The organism is Streptomyces sp. NBC_00433 (assembly GCA_036015235.1).
Lineage (GTDB): Bacteria > Actinomycetota > Actinomycetes > Streptomycetales > Streptomycetaceae > Actinacidiphila.
The window spans coordinates 7,060,713-7,080,328 of record CP107926.1 but is presented as its reverse complement, the minus strand read 5'-3'; the positions used below and the strand labels follow the sequence as shown (position 1 = coordinate 7,080,328).

The window sequence follows — 19,616 nt, the reverse complement described above, 5'->3', positions numbered from 1 at the left end:
CCCGGGGCGGCCCGGCGGCTCAGTAGCGGTAGGGGTCGTAGGGGTCGGCGTACTGCGGTTGCTGCTGCTGGTCGTAGGACTGCTGCGGGGGCTGCTGGTAGTTCTGCTGCGGGTCGGACTCGTACGTCCCCTGCTGCTGCGGGATGTAGGCCGGCGGCTGCTCCTGCTGGTAGGGGTAGCCGTACGGGTCGGCCGGCTGCTGGGGCTGCCCGGTCCAGTCGCCGGTGGTCTGGCCGTAGTCGTAGCCGGCGGCGGGCTGCTGGTAGCCGCCCTGGTCGTAGCCGTAGCCCTGCTGCTGGCCGCCGTAGGAGGCGGCGTCCTGGTCGCCGGCCCAGCTGCCGGAGTCGCCGTAGCCGCCGTCCTGGCCGCCCTGGCCGTTCTGGTAGCCGTACGAGGCCGCCGCGGGCTGGGGTCCGGTGCCCCAGTCCTGGTAGCCCTGGGTGCCGTAGCCCTCGTAGCCGCCGCCGGCGTAGGGGTCGGCGGTGTAGGGCTGCTGGCTCTCGTAGAGCGGGTATTCGCCGCTGTCCTCGTGCAGCGGGACCGGCTGGTAGACGTCCTCCCGGGCGGCGGCCGACGGGTCGGCGATCTGCTCGGCGGCGGCCGCCCGGTCCGCGCCGGGGCCGCTGCCGGCCACCGCGAAGTCGTCCTCCTCGACCGGGCCGACCTCGATGACCGGCTCGGTGCGCACGGCGCCGCCCTTGCGGCGGCGGCTGGAGCCGGGCTGCCCGCCCAGCGCCCAGCCGGTGGAGAAGCCGCGCTTGTACGACAGGGTGACGAGGGTCTGCCCGGCGCCGAACGCCAGGGCGCCCAGCACGATCACCGCGATCTGCCCCATCGCGACCCCGGCAACCACCCCGATGAAGCCGCAGAAGGCCAGCACCCGCCAGCGAAGCCGCGCCTTGTACTGGAGCAGCACTTCGCCGAGCAGCCACAGCGCGACGATGCCGAAGGCGATGTAGAGCACCGACAGGCCCATGTGCCCACTTCCTCACCCGGTAGCCGCAGCGCGCGTCACGCCCGCTGGTGCAGCCCCAGATTCTCGTAGATCTCCAGAGATGCCGTGGAGTGGTTAAGAGTAATGAAGTGCAGCCCCGGAATGTCCTCGGCCATCAGACGCCGGCACATCTCGGTGGCGAACTCGATGCCGATCGCCCGGACCGCCGCCGGATCGTCCTGTACGGCGAGGATGCGCTCTGCCAGGTCAGGCGGGAAGGGGGCGTTGCCGAGCTGCGCGAAACGCTCGATCTGCTTGACGTTGGTGACCGGCATCACTTCGGGGATGATCGGGGTGCTGCAGCCCGCCGCGTCGACCCGGTCGCGCAGCCGCAGGTAGTCGTCGGCGTCGAAGAACATCTGGGTGATCGCGAAGTCCGCGCCCGCACGGCACTTGTCGAGGAAGTGCCGGGTGTCCTCGGCCGGGTCGGTGGAGCGCGGGTGCATCTCGGTGAAGGCCGCCACGCCCACGCAGAAGTCGCCGGACTCCTTGATGAGCGAGACCAGTTCCGCCGCGTAGGACAGCCCCTGCGGGTGCCGGACCCACTCGGCGAGCGGGTCGCCGGGCGGGTCGCCGCGCACGGCGAGGATGTTGCGGATTCCGGCGTCGGCGTACTGCCCGATGATGTTGCGCAGCTCGGCCACCGAGTGGTTCACCGCGGTCAGGTGCGCGCACGGGGTGAGGGTGGTGTCGGAGACGATCCGGTCGGTGGCACGGACGGTGCCCTCGCGGGACGAGCCGCCGGCGCCGTAGGTGACCGACACGAAGGTCGGCTGGACCGCCTCGATCCGGCGGATCGCGTTCCACAGCGTCCGCTCGCCCTTCTCCGTCCTGGGCGCGCCGAACTCGAACGAATACGACCGGTGGCCTGACGCGAGCAGCTCACGGATGGTGATCGCTCGGTCGGGTCGCGTGGACGAGATTCCCAGGGCCATGAATGCAGGCTAACCGTGACCGGCGACCGTGCGTCACCGTACCGGCGAATATGCCCGGCTACGTCCGATTCCCGTCCACCCTGTGGACAGCCTGAGGCCTCCCGCCGGCCCTGCGGACCGTGTCCGGGACGGCGGCCGCGCGTCCGGCTCAGCCGTCGTGGGAGCGGACCGCCGCCGCGAGTTCCTTCGCCGCCGCGTGCGGGTCGGCGGCCTCGGTGACAGCCCGTACGACCACGATCCGGCGGGCGCCGGCGTCCAGCACCTGCCCGACATTGCCCGCGTCGATGCCGCCGATCGCGAACCACGGGCGGTCCGTGCCGAGCCCGGCCGCATAGCGCACCAGGTCCAGGCCGGGGGCGGGGCGGCCGGGCTTGGTCGGGGTCGGCCATACGGGTCCGGTGCAGAAGTAGTCGGCGCCCGGCTCCACTGCGGCCGCCGCCACCTCGTCCTCGGCATGGCAGGACCGGCCGATGACCACCTGGTCGCCCAGCAGGGCGCGCGCGGCCGGCACCGGCAGGTCGCCCTGCCCCAGGTGCAGGACGTCGGCGCCGGCCGCATACGCGACGTCGGCCCGGTCGTTGACCGCGAGCAGCCCGCCGTGCCGGCGGCACGCGTCCGCCAGCACGGCGAGCGCGGCAAGCTCCTCGCGGGCCTCGATGCCCTTGTGTCGCAACTGGATCACGTCCACCCCGCCGGCGAGCGCCGCGTCGGCGAACTCCGCGAGGTCGCCGCGCCCGCTCCTGGCGTCGGTGCACAGATAGAGCCTGGCCGCCGCCAACCGCTCCCGGGCACTGCTGCTGGTCATACGGTCGGCTCCCCGGGGACATGCGGCGGCCACTGCCACCGCGGGCTACACGGCGAGCGCCTGCGCGCGGCGCTTCACCTCGGTCCCGCGATTCTCGCGCAACGCCTGGGCGGGGGTGCCGGGCAGGGTGTCATCGACGGTGAAGAGCCACTCGAGGGCCTCCTCGTCCGAGAACCCGTCGTCCTTGAGGACGGTGAGCGTGCCGGACAGGCCCTTGATGATCTTCCCGTCACCGATGAAGTCGCTCGGCACCATCAGGACCTTGTTCTCCCCGCGGCGGACCGCGATGAGCTGGCCCTCCTTGATGAGCGGCCGGATCCGGGTGATGTCGAGCCCCAGGCGCTCGGCGACCTCGGGCAGGTTGAGCCATGAGGGGACGAGTGCGTCGATGTGTGCGTCAACAGACGAGAAAACTGTCACGGACCAAGCCTGCCACCTGCCACCGACAAGCGCCGCAGAGCGCCGCCGTCCGGGGCCGCCGTCCGCCCGGTCCGCCCGCTCAGTCCGGCCCGGCCGCTCAGTCCGGCAGCACCGCCGACATCAGCGGCACCGACGGGTCCGCCACCAGCGCCGGGTCCAGCACCGCGGAACGGCGGATCAGCTTGCGGGCCTGCGCCAGGTCGCGCGGCCGGTCCACCACGAGCACCCCGGCCAGCACGCCGCCGCGCAGCCAGCACGCCGACCAGGACGTGGTGGCCGGGTCGCCGCGCAGCAGCAGCGTGTCGGTGTCGGAGTGGTGCCCGACATACTGCACGAACCGCCCGAACTGCTCGGACCAGAAGTACGGCACCGGGTCGTAGCGCTCGTCGCCGCCCAGCACGTTGGCCGCGGCCGTCCGCGGGCCCTGCAGCGCGTTGTCCCAGTGGTGGATCAGCAGCCGCTCGCCGTAGCGGGCCGACGGGAAGGACGCGCAGTCGCCGACCGCGAGGACGCCGGGGGCGGTCGTACGCAGCCGGTCGTCGGCCAGCACCGCGCTGTCGGCGCCCAGCTCCACGCCCGATCCGGCCAGCCAGCCCGTCGCCGGGCGGGCGCCGATGCCCACCACGACGGCGTCCGCCGCCAGCCGGCTGCCGTCCGCCAGCACCACCGCGCCGGGCTCCAGCACGGACACCGCCATACCGGTGCGCAGCTCGACGCCCGCCTCCTCGTACCAGGTCCGCATGTGCGCGGTGACCACCGCGGGCAGCGCACCGGCCAGCGGCCGGTCCGCCGCCTCCACGACCGTCACCTCGCAGCCGGCCTGGCGGGCGGCGGTCGCGAACTCCGCGCCGATCCACCCGGCGCCGACCACCACGACCCGCTGCCGCGCGTCCAGCACCGGGCGCAGCGCCGCCGCGTCGTCCAGCGTCCGCAGCAGGTGGACCCCGGGCAGGCCCGCGGTCCCCGGCAGCGCGACCGGATACGCGCCGGTCGCCACCACGAGGTGGTCGTAACGGAGCGGTCCGGCGTCCGTGACCACCTCGCGGTCCGCCGTGCGGAGCCCCTGGGCGCGCACGCCGATGCGCAGGTCGACGTCGAGCGCCTCGAAGTCCACGTCGAAGCGGACGTCGACAGCTGCGCTGTCGGGCTTCCCGAGCAGCACCGCTTTCGACAGCGGTGGACGGTCGTACGGCGGGTGCGGCTCGTCACCGATCAGGGTGATCCCCTCCCGCCAGCCCATTTCCCGCAAGGCCACGGCGGTCTGCACTCCGGCCATTCCGGCCCCGACGATCACCACGACAGCGCTGCGCTCGCTCACTCGATCACGGTAACCCGAGCCACTCCCTGCGGGGTGCTGTTACGGACTCCACACTCGCGCTGTGTGGGGGCTTGTCGCGCCGTTCCCCGCACCCCTGGAGTGCTGCCCCATACGGTGCGTCCCTCACCCGCCGCCCGGTGGGGGCTTGTCGCGCCGTTCCCCGCACCCCTGGAGTGCTGCCCCATGCGGTGCGTCCTTGCCTGCGGCCGCCGTCGTGGCCGAGCGCGCAGTTCCCCGCGCCCCTTTGGGCTCGAGTCCTCCTGCGCCCGCGTTCGCGCCCTGGCAGGGGCAGGGCTCTGCGCAGAGGGCACGAGTTTTTCAGGGGCGCGGGGAACTGCGCGACCAGCCCACCACCCGGGGAAGTCCCGGGCGTACCGCACACGGCAAAGCGGAGGGATGGGGATAAGGTGAGCGCGCAAGCGAACTCGCGGGAGTCCGGCGGACCGGGCTGAGAGGGCGGCTGGAGGCCGCCGACCGTAGAACCTGATCCGGGTCATGCCGGCGAAGGGAGGAGCGGTAGTCCCATGCGTACGCACAAGCACGACGTGCTGATCGTCGGCGGCGGAATCATCGGCCTGGTGACGGCGTGGCGCGCGGCCCAGCGCGGTCTGCGTACCGCCGTCGCGGACCCGGCGCCCGGCGGCGGCGCCGCCCACGTGGCGGCCGGGATGCTGGCCGCGGTGACCGAGTTGCAGTACGGCGAGCAGGCGCTGCTCGACCTGAACCTGGCGTCGGCGGCCCGCTATCCGGACTTCGCCGCGGAACTGACCGCGGCGACGGGGCTGGACACCGGTTACCGCCCGTGCGGCACCCTGGCCGTGGCGCTGGACGCCGACGACCGGGCGCAGTTGCGCGACCTGCACGCCTTCCAGACCTCGCTCGGGCTGGCGGCGCAGTGGCTGAGCGGGCGGGACTGCCGCCGGCTGGAGCCGATGCTGGCCCCCGGTGTGCGCGGCGGGCTGCGGGTCGAGGGCGACCACCAGGTCGACCCGCGCCGGCTGGCGGCCGCGCTGCTGCGGGCGGCCGAGCAGGCCGGGGTGGTCTTCCTGCGGTCCGCGGTGGTCCGCGTGGAGTGCGCCGCCGACCGGGTGACGGGCGCGGTGCTGGCCGACGGCACCTCGGTGGCCGCCGACCGCACGGTGCTGGCGGCGGGCTGCGAGAGCGGCCGGATCGCCGGGGTCCCGGCGGACGTCCTGCCGCCGGTGCGGCCGGTGAAGGGCCAGATCCTGCGGCTGCGGATTCCGCCGACGCACGCGCCTTTCCTGTCGCGCACGGTACGGGCGGTGGTACGCGGCAGCCACGTCTACCTGGTGCCGCGGGAGAACGGCGAGCTGGTGCTGGGCGCGACCAGCGAGGAATTCGGCTGGGACACGACGGTCACCGCCGGCGGGGTGTACGAACTGCTGCGGGACGCGCACGAGTTGGTGCCCGGCATCACCGAACTCCCGCTCACCGAGACGCTGGCGGGCCTGCGCCCCGCCACCCCCGACAACGCGCCGCTGCTCGGCCGTACCGCTCTCGACGGGCTGCTGCTGGCCACCGGCCACCACCGCAACGGCGTGCTGCTCACCCCGGTCACCGGGGACGTGATGGCCGAGGTGCTGACCTCGGACACCGGTGAGCTTCCGGCCTACGCCGGTGCCTTCGGGGCGCAGCGGTTCGCGCCGGCGCGGCAGGAGCAGACCGTATGACGATCACCGTCCACGTGAACGGCGTGGCCCGCACCGTCGACGCCCCGGTCGCCCTCGACACCCTGGTCGCCGCCCTGACGTCCGCTCCCTCGGGTGTGGCCGCCGCCCTCAACGACACGGTCGTCCCGCGCACCCGCTGGTCCGCCACCCCCCTCGCCGACGGCGACCGGGTGGAAGTCCTCACCGCGGTCCAGGGGGGCTGAGGCATGGCGGACGATCCGTTGCGGATCGGCGGGGCGGAGTTCTCCTCGCGGCTGATCATGGGGACGGGCGGGGCGCCCAGCCTGGAGGTGCTCGAACGGGCGCTGGTCGCGTCGGGGACCGAGATGACGACCGTCGCGATGCGGCGCCTCGACCCGACGACGAAGGGATCGGTGCTTTCGGTGCTGGCCCGGCTCGGGATCCGGGCACTGCCGAACACGGCGGGCTGCTACACGGCCGGCGAGGCCGTACTGACCGCGCGGCTGGCCAGGGAGGCGCTGGGCACCGACTGGGTCAAGCTCGAAGTCATCGCGGACGAGCGGACGTTGCTGCCCGACCCGGTCGAACTGCTCGACGCGGCCGAGACGCTGGTCGACGACGGCTTCACCGTACTGCCCTACACCAACGACGACCCGGTACTGGCCCGCAAGTTGGAGGACGTCGGCTGCGCCGCGGTCATGCCGCTGGGCTCCCCCATCGGGTCGGGCCTGGGCATCCGCAATCCGCACAACTTCCAGCTGATCACCGAGCGCGCCACCGTCCCGGTCATCCTGGACGCGGGCGCCGGCACCGCCTCGGACGTGGCCCTCGCCATGGAACTGGGCTGCGCGGCGGTCATGCTCGCCTCCGCCGTCACCCGCGCCCAGCACCCGGCCCTGATGGCCCAGGCCATGCGCCACGCGGTCACCGCCGGCCGCCTCGCCCACCGCGCCGGCCGCATCCCCCGCCGCCACCACGCCCTCCCCTCCTCCCCGACGACCGGCCTCCCGGCCCTGGATCCGGAGAGACCTGCCTTCTGACGGCACCCCCACTCGCCGGACGGAGTCCGGCGCAGCGGACCGAAGCAAGCGAAGCGCCCGCGAGGGAGGCGTGGAGAGGAACCGAAGCGCCCGCGAGGGGCGCGTGAAGAGGGTTCGGTCCGGAACGGCCCGCTTTCTGACGGCCACGCACCCGGCAAAAAGGATCCTTCATCACGGTTTGGTTCCGGAACACCACGGCACGGCCACAGTCCTGGCGCGGGGCAGCGATCGGGTCGGGGGCGGATCGTAGAATCGGGCGTCGTGGACACCACCGTGCAGGATCCGCTGGTCGGGCAGACGCTCGACGGGCGTTACCGCGTCGAGGCGCGTATCGCCGTCGGCGGGATGGCCACGGTCTACCGGGCCGTGGACACCCGCCTCGACCGGGTGCTCGCGTTGAAGGTGATGCATCCGGGGCTGGCGGCGGACAGCGGTTTCGTGGAGCGGTTCATCCGGGAGGCCAAGGCGGTCGCGCGGTTGTCGCACACCAACGTGGTGGGGGTCTTCGACCAGGGCACCGACGGGACGTATGTGTATCTGGCCATGGAGTATGTGGCCGGGTGCACGCTGCGGGACGTGATGCGGGAGCGCGGGGCGCTGTCGCCGCGGGCGGCGCTGGACATCCTGGAGCCGGTGCTCGCGGCGCTGGGGGCGGCGCACCGCGCCGGGCTCGTGCACCGGGACGTGAAGCCGGAGAATGTGCTGATCGGGGACGACGGCCAGGTCAAGGTCGCCGACTTCGGGCTGGTCAGGACGGTGGACACGCAGACCAGCGTGTCGGGGGCGCTGCTCGGGACGGTGTCGTATCTGGCGCCGGAGCAGATCGGGCACGGCATGGTGGACCAGCGTACGGACGTGTACGCGTGCGGTGTGATGCTGTACGAGATGCTGACCGGCGCGAAGCCGTACACCGGCGACACGCCGATGCAGGTGATCGTGCAGCGGCTGAACGAGGACGTGCCGCCGCCGTCCGCCGCCGTACCGGGGCTGCCCGCCGGGCTGGACGCGCTGGTGGCGCGGGCGGCGGCGCGGAACGCCGCGGGGCGGCCGGCCGACGCGGCGGCGATGCTCGCCGAGGTGCGGGTGGTGCGGGTCGGGCTGGGCCCGCAGGAGCTGGACGCGCGGCCGTACGAGGACGCGGTGCCGCCGGTGGGTTCCGAGGAGCCGACCAGCGTGGTCGTCAGGCCGCCCGCCCCGGCGGAGGGCGCGGGCGGGGACGCCCTGCACCGGACGGCCCGGCTGATGTTTCCGCCGCCGGGTCCTGCGGACCTGCCGGTGCCGCCGCCGCACCCGCCCGCCGCGGCGGCAAGGGCGGGCAGGAGCCGCCGGGGCCCGCTGGCGGTGCTGGTGGCACTGCTGGTCATCATCGGCGTGGGCGCCGGCGTCTGGTACATCAGCGAGGGGCAGTTCACCCGTGTCCCCGGTGTGCTGGCGCTGCCGCAGACGCAGGCGCAGCACAAGCTCAGCTCGGCCGGTCTGGACACCCGGGTCGAGCAGGACTTCTCGCTGACCGTGCCGCGCGGCAGCGTGATCTCCACCGACCCGGAGCCCGGCAAGCGGGTCCGCAGCAACGGCACGGTGACGCTGACGGTGTCGAAGGGGCCGCAGGAGATCAGGGTGCCCGACGTCAAGGGCCGCACCCTGGCGGAGGCCCAGCGGCAGATCAAGGCGGCGGGGCTGACCCCCGGCACGGTGCGGAAGTCGTTCGACGGCTCGGTCCCGCAGGGCCAGGTCGTCGCGACGGACCCGGCGGCCGGTACGGAGCGCTCCCCCGACACCCCGGTGGCCTTCACGGTCTCGCGCGGTTCGCCGGTGGACGTGCCTGACGTGATCGGCGAGTCGGTGGCCGACGCGCAGCAGGATCTCCAGGACGCGGGCTTCACTGTGGTCCTGGCCCCGGAGAAGGTCTTCTCCGACGAGGCGGACAAGGACACCGTCGCCCTGGAGTCCCCCGGCCGGGACAGCCAGGCTGCCACGGGCGACACGGTGACGATCACCGTGTCCAAGGGCCAGCAGCTCTTCGATGTGCCCGACGTCGAGGGCAAGAAGTCGGACGAGGCCGAGCAGATCCTCAAGGACGCCGGCTTCGATGTCCGGGTGATCAACCTCTTCTTCGGCGAGACCGTTTTCAACGAGTCCCCCGGCGGCGGCAGCCAGGCGCCGAAGGGAGCGACGGTCACCCTCTGGGTGCGCTGAGCCCCAGCGCGAAGGTGTTGGAGGGGGCGGCCCTAGATTTCCGGGCCGTCGCCCGGCTCCTCCTGGTAGGAGTAGCGCTGCTCACCCCAGGGGTCGCCGAGGTTGTGATAGCCGCGCTCCTCCCAGAAGCCGCGGCGGTCCGCCGTCATGTATTCGACGCCGCGGACCCATTTGGGGCCTTTCCAGGCATAGAGCCCGGGGACGACGAGCCGGACCGGGAAGCCGTGTTCCGCGGTAAGGGGCTGGCCGCCCTTGTGGGTCGCGAATATGGACTGGTCGTCGAGGAAGTCCTCGATCCGCAGGTTGGAGCTGAATCCGTATTCGGCCCAGACCATCACATGGGTCACGTCGGCGGCGGGCGGCGCGAGCTTCAGGACGGTCGAGGTGGCGACGCCGCCCCATTCGATGCCGAGCATCGAGAATTTCGTGACGCAGTGGAAGTCGGCGACGACGGTGTCATAGGGGAGCGCGGAGAAGTCCGCGTGATTCCAGCAGGTCTTGTCGCCGTCCGCGGTGGCGCCGAAGACGCGGAACTCCCAGCGGTCGGGCTTGAAGCGCGGTACGGGGCCGTAGTGCGTGACGGGCCAGCCCCGCTGGAGCCGCTGGCCTGGCGGCAGCTCCCCCTCGCGACGCTCGTACCGACCCATGTGTCCATGGTGACAGACCGGACGAGGTGCTCATGACGCGGGCGGACGCACAGCTCACCGGCGGTAAGGACCCGCTTACTGGATCGTGCCACCGCTCAGTGCGAGGATGCGCGCATCCATTCGCGCATCCACTCGTCAGAACGGAAGGACGGCGTTGCCATGCAGGGCGACCCCGAGGTCATCGAGTTCCTCAACGAACAGCTGACCGCTGAGCTGACCGCGATCAACCAGTACTTTCTGCACGCGAAGATGCAGGAGAACTTCGGCTGGGTGAAGCTCGCGAAGTACACCAGGTCGGAGTCGTTCGACGAGATGAAGCACGCGGAGATGCTGACCGACCGCATTCTCCTTCTCGAAGGCCTGCCGAACTACCAGCGGCTCTTCCACGTCAGGGTGGGGCAGACCGTCACCGAGATGTTCCAGGCGGACCGGCAGGTCGAGATCGAGGCGATCGACCGGCTGCGCCGGGGTATCGAGGTCATGCACGCCAAGGCCGACTTCACGTCGAAGAACATCTTCGAATCGATCCTGGCGGACGAGGAGCACCACATCGACTACCTCGACACGCAGTTGGAGCTGGTGGAGCAACTGGGCGAGGCGCTGTACATCGCGCAGCAGATCGAGCAGCCGGACAGCTGACCCCTGCGCTCCGTCCCGCGGCGGTTCAGGCCGCGCGCGCGTCGGGCTCCTCGGCCCGTGCCAGCACGGCGGGCACCTCGGCCGGCTCCGGCTTCGTACGGGTCGAGCAGCCGGACCCGCGGCCCAGCAGGCTCTGGATGCGCTTGACGCAGGACCCGCAGTCGGTGCCGGCCTTGCAGGCGGAGGCTATCTGCCGGGGAGTGCAGCGACCGTCGTCGGCGTGCTGCTTGACCTGCTGCTCGGTGATGCCGAAGCAGGAGCAGACGTACACGCGGTCACCGCCGATCAGGGGCCCTGGGGAGCTGAGGTAACCCTTACCTTACCTGCGGATTCCGGCCGGGAAAAGCAGCAAGGGGCGCAGGTCGGTGTGATCCGCGCCCCTTCCGTCCCAGCGCTACTGCCCGCGGTACATCTCCGCGACGAGGAAGGCGAGGTCGAGCGACTGGCTGCGGTTGAGCCGCGGGTCGCAGGCCGTCTCGTACCGCTGGTGCAGGTCGTCGACGAAGATCTCGTCGCCGCCGCCGACGCACTCGGTGACGTCGTCGCCGGTCAGCTCGACGTGGATGCCGCCGGGGTGGGTGCCGAGGGCGTGGTGGACCTCGAAGAAGCCCTTGACCTCGTCCAGCACGTCGTCGAAGCGCCGGGTCTTGTGGCCCGAGGCGGCCTCGAAGGTGTTGCCGTGCATCGGGTCGCAGATCCAGGCGACCTGCGCGCCGGACGCGGAGACCTTCTCGACCAGCGTCGGCAGCTTGTCGCGGACCTTGTCCGCGCCCATCCGCACGATGAAGGTGAGCCGGCCGGGGTCGCGGTCCGGGTCGAGCCGGTCGATGTAGGTCAGCGCCTCCTCCGGCGTGGTGCCGGGGCCGAGCTTCACACCGATCGGGTTGCTGATCCGGGAGGCGAACTCGATGTGCGCGCCGTCCAGCTGCCGGGTGCGCTCGCCGATCCAGACCATGTGACCCGAGACGTCGTAGAGCTTGCCGGTGCGGGAGTCGGTACGGGTCAGCGCCGTCTCGTAGTCGAGCAGCAGCGCCTCGTGGGAGGCGTAGAACTCGACGGTGCGGAATTCCGCCGGGTCGGTGCCGCAGGCCGCCATGAAGTTCAGCGCGTTGTCGATCTCGCGGGCCAGCGCCTCGTAGCGCTGCCCGGACGGCGAGGACTTCACGAAGTCCTGGTTCCAGGCGTGCACCTGGCGCAGGTCGGCGTAACCGCCGGTGGTGAAGGCGCGCACCAGGTTCAGCGTGGACGCCGACGCGTGGTACATCCGCTTGAGCCGCTCGGGGTCCGGGGTGCGGGCCTCCGGGGTGAATTCGAAGCCGTTGACGGAGTCGCCGCGGTAGGTCGGCAGGGTCACCCCGTCGCGGGTCTCGGTCGGCTTGGACCGCGGCTTGCTGTACTGCCCGGCGATCCGCCCGACCTTGACCACCGGCACCGAGGCGGCATAGGTGAGGACCGCCCCCATCTGGAGCAGGGTCTTCAGCTTGTTGCGGATCTGGTCGGCGCCGACCGCGTCGAACGCCTCGGCGCAGTCACCGCCCTGGAGGAGGAACGCCTCACCCCTGGCGACCGACGCCAGCCGGCTGCGCAACTGGTCGCACTCCCCGGCGAAGACGAGCGGCGGATACGAGGCGAGGTCGGCGATCACATCGCGCAGAGCCTCGGAGTCGGGCCACTCGGGCTGCTGCGCCGCGGGAAGAGCGTGCCAGGTGTTGCCCCCGGCGTGGATGTCTGCGTTCACGGTCACGGGCCCCACATTACGGGGTCGTGTCACCTGCTTTTCGACCCGCTCAGTGGATGAGACATGCCGTCCGGGGGGCAACACGGAAACCGAACGCCCGGCTGATAGCGTCATCCCGCTTCAGAGCCCACGCCGCCCTGGCGCAGGCTCCCCGGGAGGGCGCGCCCATGGCGCGCGGGAAGGCCGAGGGCAGCACCTTGACAAGCAGACACCGCCGACGGAAGTCCAGGATCGCCTACGGGGCAGGAGCCGTCGTGCTCGCCACCGTGGCGACCTACGGCACGGTCGCGCTGGCGAACCCGTCGGGCGGTACGGCCGACGCGAAGCCGGGCCTGGCGCAGAACGCGCTGCAGGCGGACTTCGCGGCCGCGGCAGCCGAATTCCACGTACCGCAGAGCGTGCTGATGGCGGTCTCCTACCGGCAGACCCTGTGGGAGTCGCACCAGGGCCGGCCGAGCACCACCGGCAACTACAACGTGATGGGCCTCACCCAGGTCACCGCCGCGGACGTCGAGCAGCCCTCGGACGCCGAACGGCTGTCGCACCTGAACATGAGCGGCGACCCGGCCGTCTCCCGGCACTTCGACGCCGCCCGTGCGCTGAGCAGCAACCCGGCGCAGGTCGACACCACCGACCCGCGGCTGCACACCCTGGACGCCGCGGCGAAGCTGATCGGCGCCTCCGCGTCCGAGGTGCGCTCCGACCCGCGGCAGAGCGTACGGGCCGGCGCCGCGCTGCTGGCGCAGTACGAGAAGGCGGCGTTCGGCTCGCTGCCGGCCGACCCGGGCCACTGGTGGGCGGGTATCGCCCGCTACAGCCAGTCCCCCGACCGCGCGGGCGCCAAGCAGTTCGTGCAGCGGGTCTTCGACACGGTGAAGTCCGGCGCGAGCCGGCTCACCGCGGACGGCCAGGCGGTGACGCTGTCCGCCGACCCGTCGGTGGCCCCGTTCGAGCCGGCGAAGGTCCCGCTGGCGGCGTCCACCACGCCCGCCGTCGAGCCCGCGGCGACGGCTGCCGAGTGCCCGTCGTCGCTGAGCTGCGCCTTCGTGGCCGCGGGCTACAAGCAGAACAGCAGCACGCCGGACGACTTCGGCAACTACAACGAGTCCGACCGGCCCGCCAACGGCGAGGACATCCGCTACATCGTCATCCACGACATGGAGGGCACGTACCAGGGCAGCATCGACGAGTTCAAGAACTCCACCGCCTACGCCAGCGCGCACTACCTGATCGCCGACGACGGCCGCGTCACCCAGATGGTGCACCTCAAGGACGAGGCGTGGCACGCGGCGAACAAGACCGTGAACATGCACTCGGTGGGCGTGGAGCACGAGGGCTTCGCGATCAAGACCGGTGACTGGTTCACCGAGCAGGAGTACGACTCCTCGGCCGTCCTGGTGAAATACCTGGCCCAGAAATTCGGCATCCCGCTGGACCGCGAGCACATCATCGGCCACGACGAGGTGCCGGGGCCGCTCGACGCCAACGTCAAGACGCAGCACTGGGACCCGGGTCCTTACTGGGACTGGAACCACTACATGTCGCTGCTGGGCGCCCCCGACGGCGCCGGCGGCGCGGGCGGCCCGGTGAAGACCGGCCAGCTGGTCCGGGTGGTGCCGCCGTACACCACGGCGAACCAGCCGACGCTGACCAACGGCGGCGCCGCGGTCCCCGCGCACCCGGCGAACTTCGTCTACCTCTACGCCTCACCGTCCACCAGCGCCGCGCTGCCCGTCGACCCGTACCTGGGCACCGTGAAGTGGAGCGACGGCGCGAACTGGGCCGACAAGGTCCCCGCGGGCGGCGCCTACGTGGTCGCCGGCGTGCAGATCGACTGGACGGCGATCTGGTACCAGGGCCGCGCGCTGTGGTTCCACAACCCGGGCGGGCAGTACACCTCGGTCGTCGCCCCGACCCCGGTCGTCACGCCGAAGTCCGGCACGATCCCGGTCTACGGCCGCGCGTACCCCGAGGACGCTGCCTACGCGGGCACCAACGTGGAGGTGCAGCCCCAGAACAGCGCCTCGCTGACGAAGTACACGATCCCGGCGGGCCAGTCCTACGCCCAGGCGGGCCCCGAGGCGGTCGGCGACTACTGGCACGCGGGCACCTACACCGGCAACACGACCGGTGACCGCGTCCTGGTCAAGGGCACCGTCATGTTCTACCCGATCCGCTACAACCACCGGATCGCCTGGGTGCGGGCGAGCGACGTCAACCTGGTCCCCAGCGGCGGCCTGACGTCCACCGCGGGCCGGCACAACCTGCTCGGCCGGGACGCCACCGGCGCCCTGTGGCAGTACCAGGGCAGCGGCAGCGCCTCGACGCCGCTCTTCTCCCGCTTCCGGGCGGGCGGCGGCTGGCAGATCTACAACGTGCTCAGCGCGCTCGACACGATGAACGCGAACGGCACCGGCGACGTGGTCGGCCGCGACTCCTCCGGCACGCTCTGGTACTACCGGGGCAGCGGCAAGCCCTCGGCCCCGCTGCTGAACCGGGTGACGGTCGGCGGCGGCTGGAACATCTACAGCAAGCTGCTGGGCTCCGGCGACATAACGGCCGACGGCCACCCCGACCTGATCGGCAAGGACAGCGGCGGCGTCCTCTACGTCTACAAGGGCACCGGCGACGCGACCAAGCCCTTCACCGGCAGGACCGTGATAGGCGGCGGCTGGAACATCTTCACCATGCTGGCCGCAGCGGGCGACATCACCGGCGACGGCAAGGCCGACCTGCTGGCCCGCGACTCCGCCGGCGTCCTGTGGGTCTACAAGGGCACCGGCAATCCCGCCGCCCCTTACGCCGCCCGGACCAGGATCGGCGGCGGCTGGCAGGGCTACACCTCCCTGGTCGGCCCCGGCGACATCACCGGCGACGGCAAGGCCGACCTGCTGGCCCGGGACTCCGCCGGCCAGCTGTGGCTGTACAAGGGCACCGGCAGCGCCACCGCCCCCTACGCCACTCCCCGGATCAGCATCGGCGGCGGCTGGAACACGTACAACGTCCTGCTCTGACGCGCGGCGTCCCGGTGCGCTAGGGTCGTCGGCATGAACGCGCTTCAGAACTCACCGACGACGCACCAGGACTGGTGGTGGACCGCTCATCCGGCGGCCCGCTGAATCGCGCATCAGCAGCACTTCGCGAAGGCCGCCCGCAGGGGCGGCCTTCGGCGTTTCCCGGCCCGGTCGCCGCCCCTTCCCCCGCCGTCAAGGAAGGACACCCGACCGTGCCCAGAAATCCCGACGCCGTACGGCTCGTCGACCGCCTGCTCACCCCAGGGCACCCGCCCTTCGCCCTGCTGCACCGCAGGACGCCGGGGCGGCCCGAGGGGGTCGTGGAGGTGCTCACCGGGCCCGTCACGGCCGTCGAGCGGCTCGCCGACATCGCGCTGCCCACCGGCCCGGCCGGCGGCGGCGCCCGCACCGACGCCCTCGCCCTGATCCCCTTCCGGCAGATCCGCGAACGCGGCTTCGACGTCCGCGACGACGGCACCCCGCTGGTCGTCCTGCACCCCGAGGAGACCGCGGAAGTCCCGCTCGCCGGCCTCCTGGACGCGCTGCCCGACGTCCCCGTACGGGTCGAGGACGGCGCCTTCGACGTCGGCGACGACGCCTACGCGGACATCGTCGGGCGGGTCATCGAGGACGAGATCGGCCAGGGCGAGGGCGCCAACTTCGTGATCCGCCGCACCTTCCGCGGCACCATCCCGGACTACGGGCCCGCCGCCGCGCTGGCCCTCTTCGCGCGGCTGCTGCGCGGCGAGCGCGGCGCGTACTGGACCTACGTGGTGCACACACCCGAGCGCACCCTGGTCGGCGCCAGCCCCGAGGTCCATGTGCGGATGTCGGGCAACACCGTCGTGATGAACCCCATCAGCGGCACCTACCGCTACCCCGCGCAGGGCCCGGACGCCGCCGGGCTGCTGGACTTCCTCGCCGACCCCAAGGAGGCCGAGGAGCTGACCATGGTGGTGGACGAGGAACTGAAGATGATGTGCACCGTCTGCGACCTCGGCGGGGTCGTGGTCGGCCCACGGCTCAAGGAGATGGCGCACCTGGCGCACACCGAGTACGAGCTGCGCGGGCGCTCCACCCGCGACGTGCGCGAGGTGCTGCGCGAGACGATGTTCGCCGCGACGGTGACCGGCTCGCCGGTGCAGAACGCCTGCCGGGTCATCGAGCGCCACGAGCCCGGCGGGCGCGGCTACTACGCCGGGGCGCTGGCCCTCATCGGCCGCGACGCGGGCGGCGCCCAGACGCTGGACTCCCCCATCCTGATCCGCACCGCCGACATCTCCCCCGGCGGCGAGCTGCGCGTCCCGGTCGGCGCGACGCTCGTACGGCACTCCCGGCCGCGGTCCGAGGTCGCCGAGACCCACGCCAAGGCCGCGGGTGTGCTCACCGCGCTCGGCGTGCGGCAGGCCCCGCCGCGTACGTCCGGGGCGCCCAGGCCGCGGCTGGCCGACGACATCCGCGTACGGGCCGCCCTGGACGCCCGCAGGGCGCACCTGGCGCCCTTCTGGCTGCGGATGCAGGTCGAGCACCCCGAGCCGACCGCGCACACCCTGGTGGTCGACGGCGAGGACACCTTCACCGCGATGCTGGCCCACCTGCTGCGCTCCTCGGGCCACGCGGTGACCGTACGCCGCTACGACGACCCCGGGCTGCGGGAGGCGGCCCTGTGCCACCAGGGCCCGGTGGTGCTCGGCCCGGGACCCGGCGACCCGGCCGACACCGCCGACCCGAAGATGCGCTTCCTGCGGGCGCTGGCCGCCGACCTGGTCCGCGACCACCCGCACGGCCTGCTCGGGGTCTGCCTCGGCCATGAGCTGCTGGCCGCGGAGCTGGGCCTGGACCTGGTCCGCAAGGACGAGCCCTTCCAGGGCGCCCAGCGGACCATCGACCTCTTCGGCCGCAAGGAGACGGTCGGCTTCTACAACTCCTTCACCGCCCGCTGCGACGACACCGCCGCGGAGGAGCTGGCGATGCACCGGGTCGAGCTGAGCCGCGACCCGGGCACCGGCGACATCCACGCGATGCGCGGCCCCGGCTTCGCGGGCGTGCAGTTCCACCCCGAGTCGGTGCTGACGCTGAACGGCTCGGACATCGCGGCGGGGCTGCTGGCGGAGGTACTGGCACCGGCACACTAGACGGGCACAGCGCCGCTCCCCGTGCACGCGGGGCTGATCCCTGCCTGGCGAGCGGAAGCGAACGCCATGCCGCGTGCTCCCCGCTCATGCGGGGCCTCCGGTCGGACCGGTTCGCCGAGAACCGGTCCGATCAGCTGTCCCACCGCGGCCAGCAGGTCCGACTCCGCCGCCGTGCCGTCCAGCACCAGGTCCGCCCGGGACCTGGACGGGGCGACGTATTCCGCGTGACTCTCGCGCCCGTGGGCCAGGTAGTTGCGCAGCGACAGGGCCGGGTCCTGGCGCTGGATCTCGATCTTGCGGAGGATCTTCCTGGCCAGCCGGATGTCGTCCGGCGTGTCGACGTACACCCGCCAGGCGGCACGGGCGGCGACCGCGGGCAGGGTCAGGGCGAACAGGCCCTCGACCACCACCAGGCGGTGCCGCCCGGACCCGGCGGCCGCGTCGATCGCGGCGGTCACCGCGGTCTCGTCGATGGACCCCGGATGGTTCCAGTCCAGGGTCTCCGCGCCGGTCGCGCTGAGCGTCCTGACCCCGCGCAGCGGATCGTGCGCGGGGACGTAGAAGTCGTCGAGATGGATCAGTCCGACAGTGTCGGGGTGGTGCAGCGCCAGCGCTTCGGCAAGAGTGGACTTGCCGGACGCGGTGCCGCCTGCGACCGCCAGTACGGGCGCGTAGAGCCCTCCCGCCCGCCACCCGCCCCCGCCCTTGTTCGGAAGCGCTTCGCGCGTCACTTCTTCACCCGCCATACCGGGCGCTCCTCATGTGCTCAAAGGGGATACGAAGCGGCCGGACAAGCCGGGTGCAGGGAGAATAGGTCGCGGGGATCACTTGCGGCAAGCGCTGTCGGGGTGCGTCTTCCCGACAGCACCCGCGGCGCCGGCGGCGCTAGCCGAAGAAGACCCCCGCCTCGGCGTAGAGCGCCGGGTCGACGGTCTTGATCCTGGCGGTCGCGTCGCCGATCGGCACCCGGACGATGTCGGTGGAGCGCAGCGCGACCATCTTGCCGAAGTCGCCGTCCCTGACGGCCTCGACGGCGTGCAGGCCGAAGCGGGTGGCGAGCCAGCGGTCGAAGGCGCTGGGGGTGCCGCCGCGCTGGACGTGGCCGAGGACGGTGGTCCTGGCCTCCTTGCCGGTGCGCTTCTCGATCTGCTTGGCGAGCCATTCGCCGATGCCGGAAAGCCGGACGTGCCCGAAGGAGTCCAGGGTGCCGTCCTTGAGCACCATGTCGCCGTCGCGCGGCATCGCGCCCTCGGCGACGACCACGATCGGCGCGTAGCGGATCTTGAAGCGGCTCTCGACCCAGGCGCACACCTGGTCGAGGTCGAAGCGCTGTTCCGGTATGAGGATCACGTTGGCGCCGCCGGCCAGGCCCGAGTGCAGCGCGATCCAGCCCGCGTGCCGCCCCATCACCTCGACCACGAGGACCCGCATGTGCGACTCGGCGGTGGTGTGCAGCCGGTCGATGGCCTCGGTGGCGATGTTGACGGCGGTGTCGAAACCGAAGGTGTAGTCGGTCGCCGACAGGTCGTTGTCGATGGTCTTGGGGACACCTACCACTTTTACGCCGTGTTCCTGGTGAAGGGCGGCCGCGACGCCGAGGGTGTCCTCGCCGCCGATCGCGATGAGCGCGTCGACGCCCTCCGCCGCCAGGTTCTCCTGGACCCTGCGCACCCCGCCCTCGACCTTGAGCGGGTTGGTGCGCGAGGAGCCGAGTATGGTGCCGCCGCGCGGCAGTATGCCGCGGACCGCCGGGATGTCGAGCCGTACAGTGTCCCCCTCCAGGGGGCCACGCCAACCGTCCCTGAAGCCGGTGAATTCGTACCCGTACTCCTGGACGCCCTTACGTACGATGCCGCGGATGACCGCATTGAGGCCGGGGCAGTCTCCGCCGCCAGTCAGAACTCCGACTCGCATGGACTCTTCCCTTCGTCGCAAGCCAGCTGTGCCGGATGTGACAACCTCCGCCAAGCTAGCGTGACTTGGGTCACATGGCGCCGTCCGTGCCGTCGGTCGGTCCTCCTCCTCACTTCCTCCGCGGACGGCCTCGTTCCTCGGCCGGCCACTGCGGAAGCTCGCTCGTCAG

At 72.1% G+C, this 19,616-nt stretch carries 17 protein-coding genes and 1 riboswitch; of the genes, 7 read left to right on the top strand and 10 right to left on the bottom strand.

The features are described from left to right. Positions 1-19: 19 nt before the first annotated feature. The 5 genes from OG900_30220 to OG900_30200 all read right to left on the bottom strand — a co-directional run bounded on the left by OG900_30220 (position 20) and on the right by OG900_30200 (position 4,472). Positions 20-976, bottom strand: coding sequence for a hypothetical protein (locus OG900_30220; GenBank protein ID WUH93978.1), 957 nt, complete (start codon positions 974-976; stop codon positions 20-22). 35 nt (positions 977-1,011) lie between these two features. After that, entirely contained in the window at positions 1,012-1,929 is a 918-nt protein-coding gene (metF, locus tag OG900_30215; protein ID WUH93977.1) for a methylenetetrahydrofolate reductase [NAD(P)H], read from the bottom strand. A gap of 148 nt (positions 1,930-2,077) precedes the next feature. Continuing rightward, positions 2,078-2,734 carry a thiamine phosphate synthase gene (gene thiE, locus OG900_30210; protein ID WUH93976.1) on the bottom strand — a complete coding sequence of 219 codons (657 nt, stop codon included), beginning with the start codon at positions 2,732-2,734 and terminating at the stop codon, positions 2,078-2,080. Positions 2,735-2,779: 45 nt separating this feature from the next. After that, positions 2,780-3,154, bottom strand: coding sequence for an Rv2175c family DNA-binding protein (locus OG900_30205; protein WUH93975.1), 375 nt, complete (start codon positions 3,152-3,154; stop codon positions 2,780-2,782). A gap of 97 nt (positions 3,155-3,251) precedes the next feature. Next, positions 3,252-4,472 (bottom strand): FAD-dependent oxidoreductase, encoded by a 1,221-nt coding sequence (locus tag OG900_30200; protein WUH93974.1) that lies wholly within the window; start codon positions 4,470-4,472, stop codon positions 3,252-3,254. Between the two features lie 418 nt (positions 4,473-4,890). Then, a riboswitch (TPP riboswitch) is annotated at positions 4,891-4,999 on the top strand. On the opposite strand from OG900_30200, the gene thiO reads away from it, so the two are divergent. From thiO to pknB, 4 genes are all read left to right on the top strand, one after another. Next, on the top strand, positions 4,997-6,163 hold the full coding sequence (thiO, locus tag OG900_30195; protein WUH93973.1) for a glycine oxidase ThiO: 1,167 nt from the start codon (positions 4,997-4,999) through the stop codon (positions 6,161-6,163). (Overlaps the previous riboswitch by 3 nt.) Then, on the top strand, positions 6,160-6,366 hold the full coding sequence (thiS, locus tag OG900_30190; GenBank protein ID WUH93972.1) for a sulfur carrier protein ThiS: 207 nt from the start codon (positions 6,160-6,162) through the stop codon (positions 6,364-6,366). The genes thiO and thiS overlap by 4 nt, the downstream gene beginning before the upstream one ends. A 3-nt stretch (positions 6,367-6,369) precedes the next feature. Then, positions 6,370-7,164: a thiazole synthase gene (locus tag OG900_30185; protein WUH93971.1), complete on the top strand. Its 795-nt coding sequence runs from the start codon at positions 6,370-6,372 to the stop codon at positions 7,162-7,164. A gap of 261 nt (positions 7,165-7,425) precedes the next feature. Next, positions 7,426-9,360 (top strand): Stk1 family PASTA domain-containing Ser/Thr kinase, encoded by a 1,935-nt coding sequence (gene pknB, locus OG900_30180; GenBank protein ID WUH93970.1) that lies wholly within the window; start codon positions 7,426-7,428, stop codon positions 9,358-9,360. 32 nt (positions 9,361-9,392) lie between these two features. On the opposite strand, the gene OG900_30175 is transcribed toward pknB, so the two are convergent. Beyond that, positions 9,393-10,007: a sulfite oxidase-like oxidoreductase gene (locus OG900_30175; GenBank protein WUH93969.1), complete on the bottom strand. Its 615-nt coding sequence runs from the start codon at positions 10,005-10,007 to the stop codon at positions 9,393-9,395. A gap of 159 nt (positions 10,008-10,166) precedes the next feature. Here OG900_30175 and bfr point away from each other — a divergent pair, with 159 nt between their 5' ends. Beyond that, on the top strand, positions 10,167-10,646 hold the full coding sequence (gene bfr / locus OG900_30170) for a bacterioferritin (protein WUH93968.1): 480 nt from the start codon (positions 10,167-10,169) through the stop codon (positions 10,644-10,646). 25 nt (positions 10,647-10,671) lie between these two features. Here bfr and OG900_30165 read toward each other — a convergent pair whose 3' ends face one another. Both OG900_30165 and OG900_30160 read right to left on the bottom strand, forming a co-directional pair. Next, complete coding sequence (locus OG900_30165; protein WUH93967.1) at positions 10,672-10,917, bottom strand: (2Fe-2S)-binding protein; 246 nt, start codon at positions 10,915-10,917, stop codon at positions 10,672-10,674. A 123-nt stretch (positions 10,918-11,040) separates the two neighbouring features. After that, positions 11,041-12,390, bottom strand: coding sequence for a 3-deoxy-7-phosphoheptulonate synthase class II (locus OG900_30160; protein WUH93966.1), 1,350 nt, complete (start codon positions 12,388-12,390; stop codon positions 11,041-11,043). Positions 12,391-12,551: 161 nt separating this feature from the next. Here OG900_30160 and OG900_30155 point away from each other — a divergent pair, with 161 nt between their 5' ends. Then, positions 12,552-15,398, top strand: a complete 2,847-nt coding sequence (locus OG900_30155) for an N-acetylmuramoyl-L-alanine amidase (GenBank protein WUH93965.1) — start codon at positions 12,552-12,554, stop codon at positions 15,396-15,398. A gap of 212 nt (positions 15,399-15,610) precedes the next feature. Next, on the top strand, positions 15,611-17,533 hold the full coding sequence (locus OG900_30150) for an anthranilate synthase family protein (GenBank protein WUH93964.1): 1,923 nt from the start codon (positions 15,611-15,613) through the stop codon (positions 17,531-17,533). On the opposite strand, the gene OG900_30145 is transcribed toward OG900_30150, so the two are convergent. Continuing rightward, positions 17,530-18,279, bottom strand: a complete 750-nt coding sequence (locus OG900_30145; GenBank protein ID WUH93963.1) for a hypothetical protein — start codon at positions 18,277-18,279, stop codon at positions 17,530-17,532. The genes OG900_30150 and OG900_30145 overlap by 4 nt on opposite strands. A 139-nt stretch (positions 18,280-18,418) precedes the next feature. After that, the gene (locus OG900_30140; GenBank protein ID WUH93962.1) at positions 18,419-19,447 is read right to left on the bottom strand and encodes a 6-phosphofructokinase; all 1,029 of its coding nucleotides are present in this window, start codon (positions 19,445-19,447) and stop codon (positions 18,419-18,421) included. Positions 19,448-19,616: the final 169 nt, after the last annotated feature.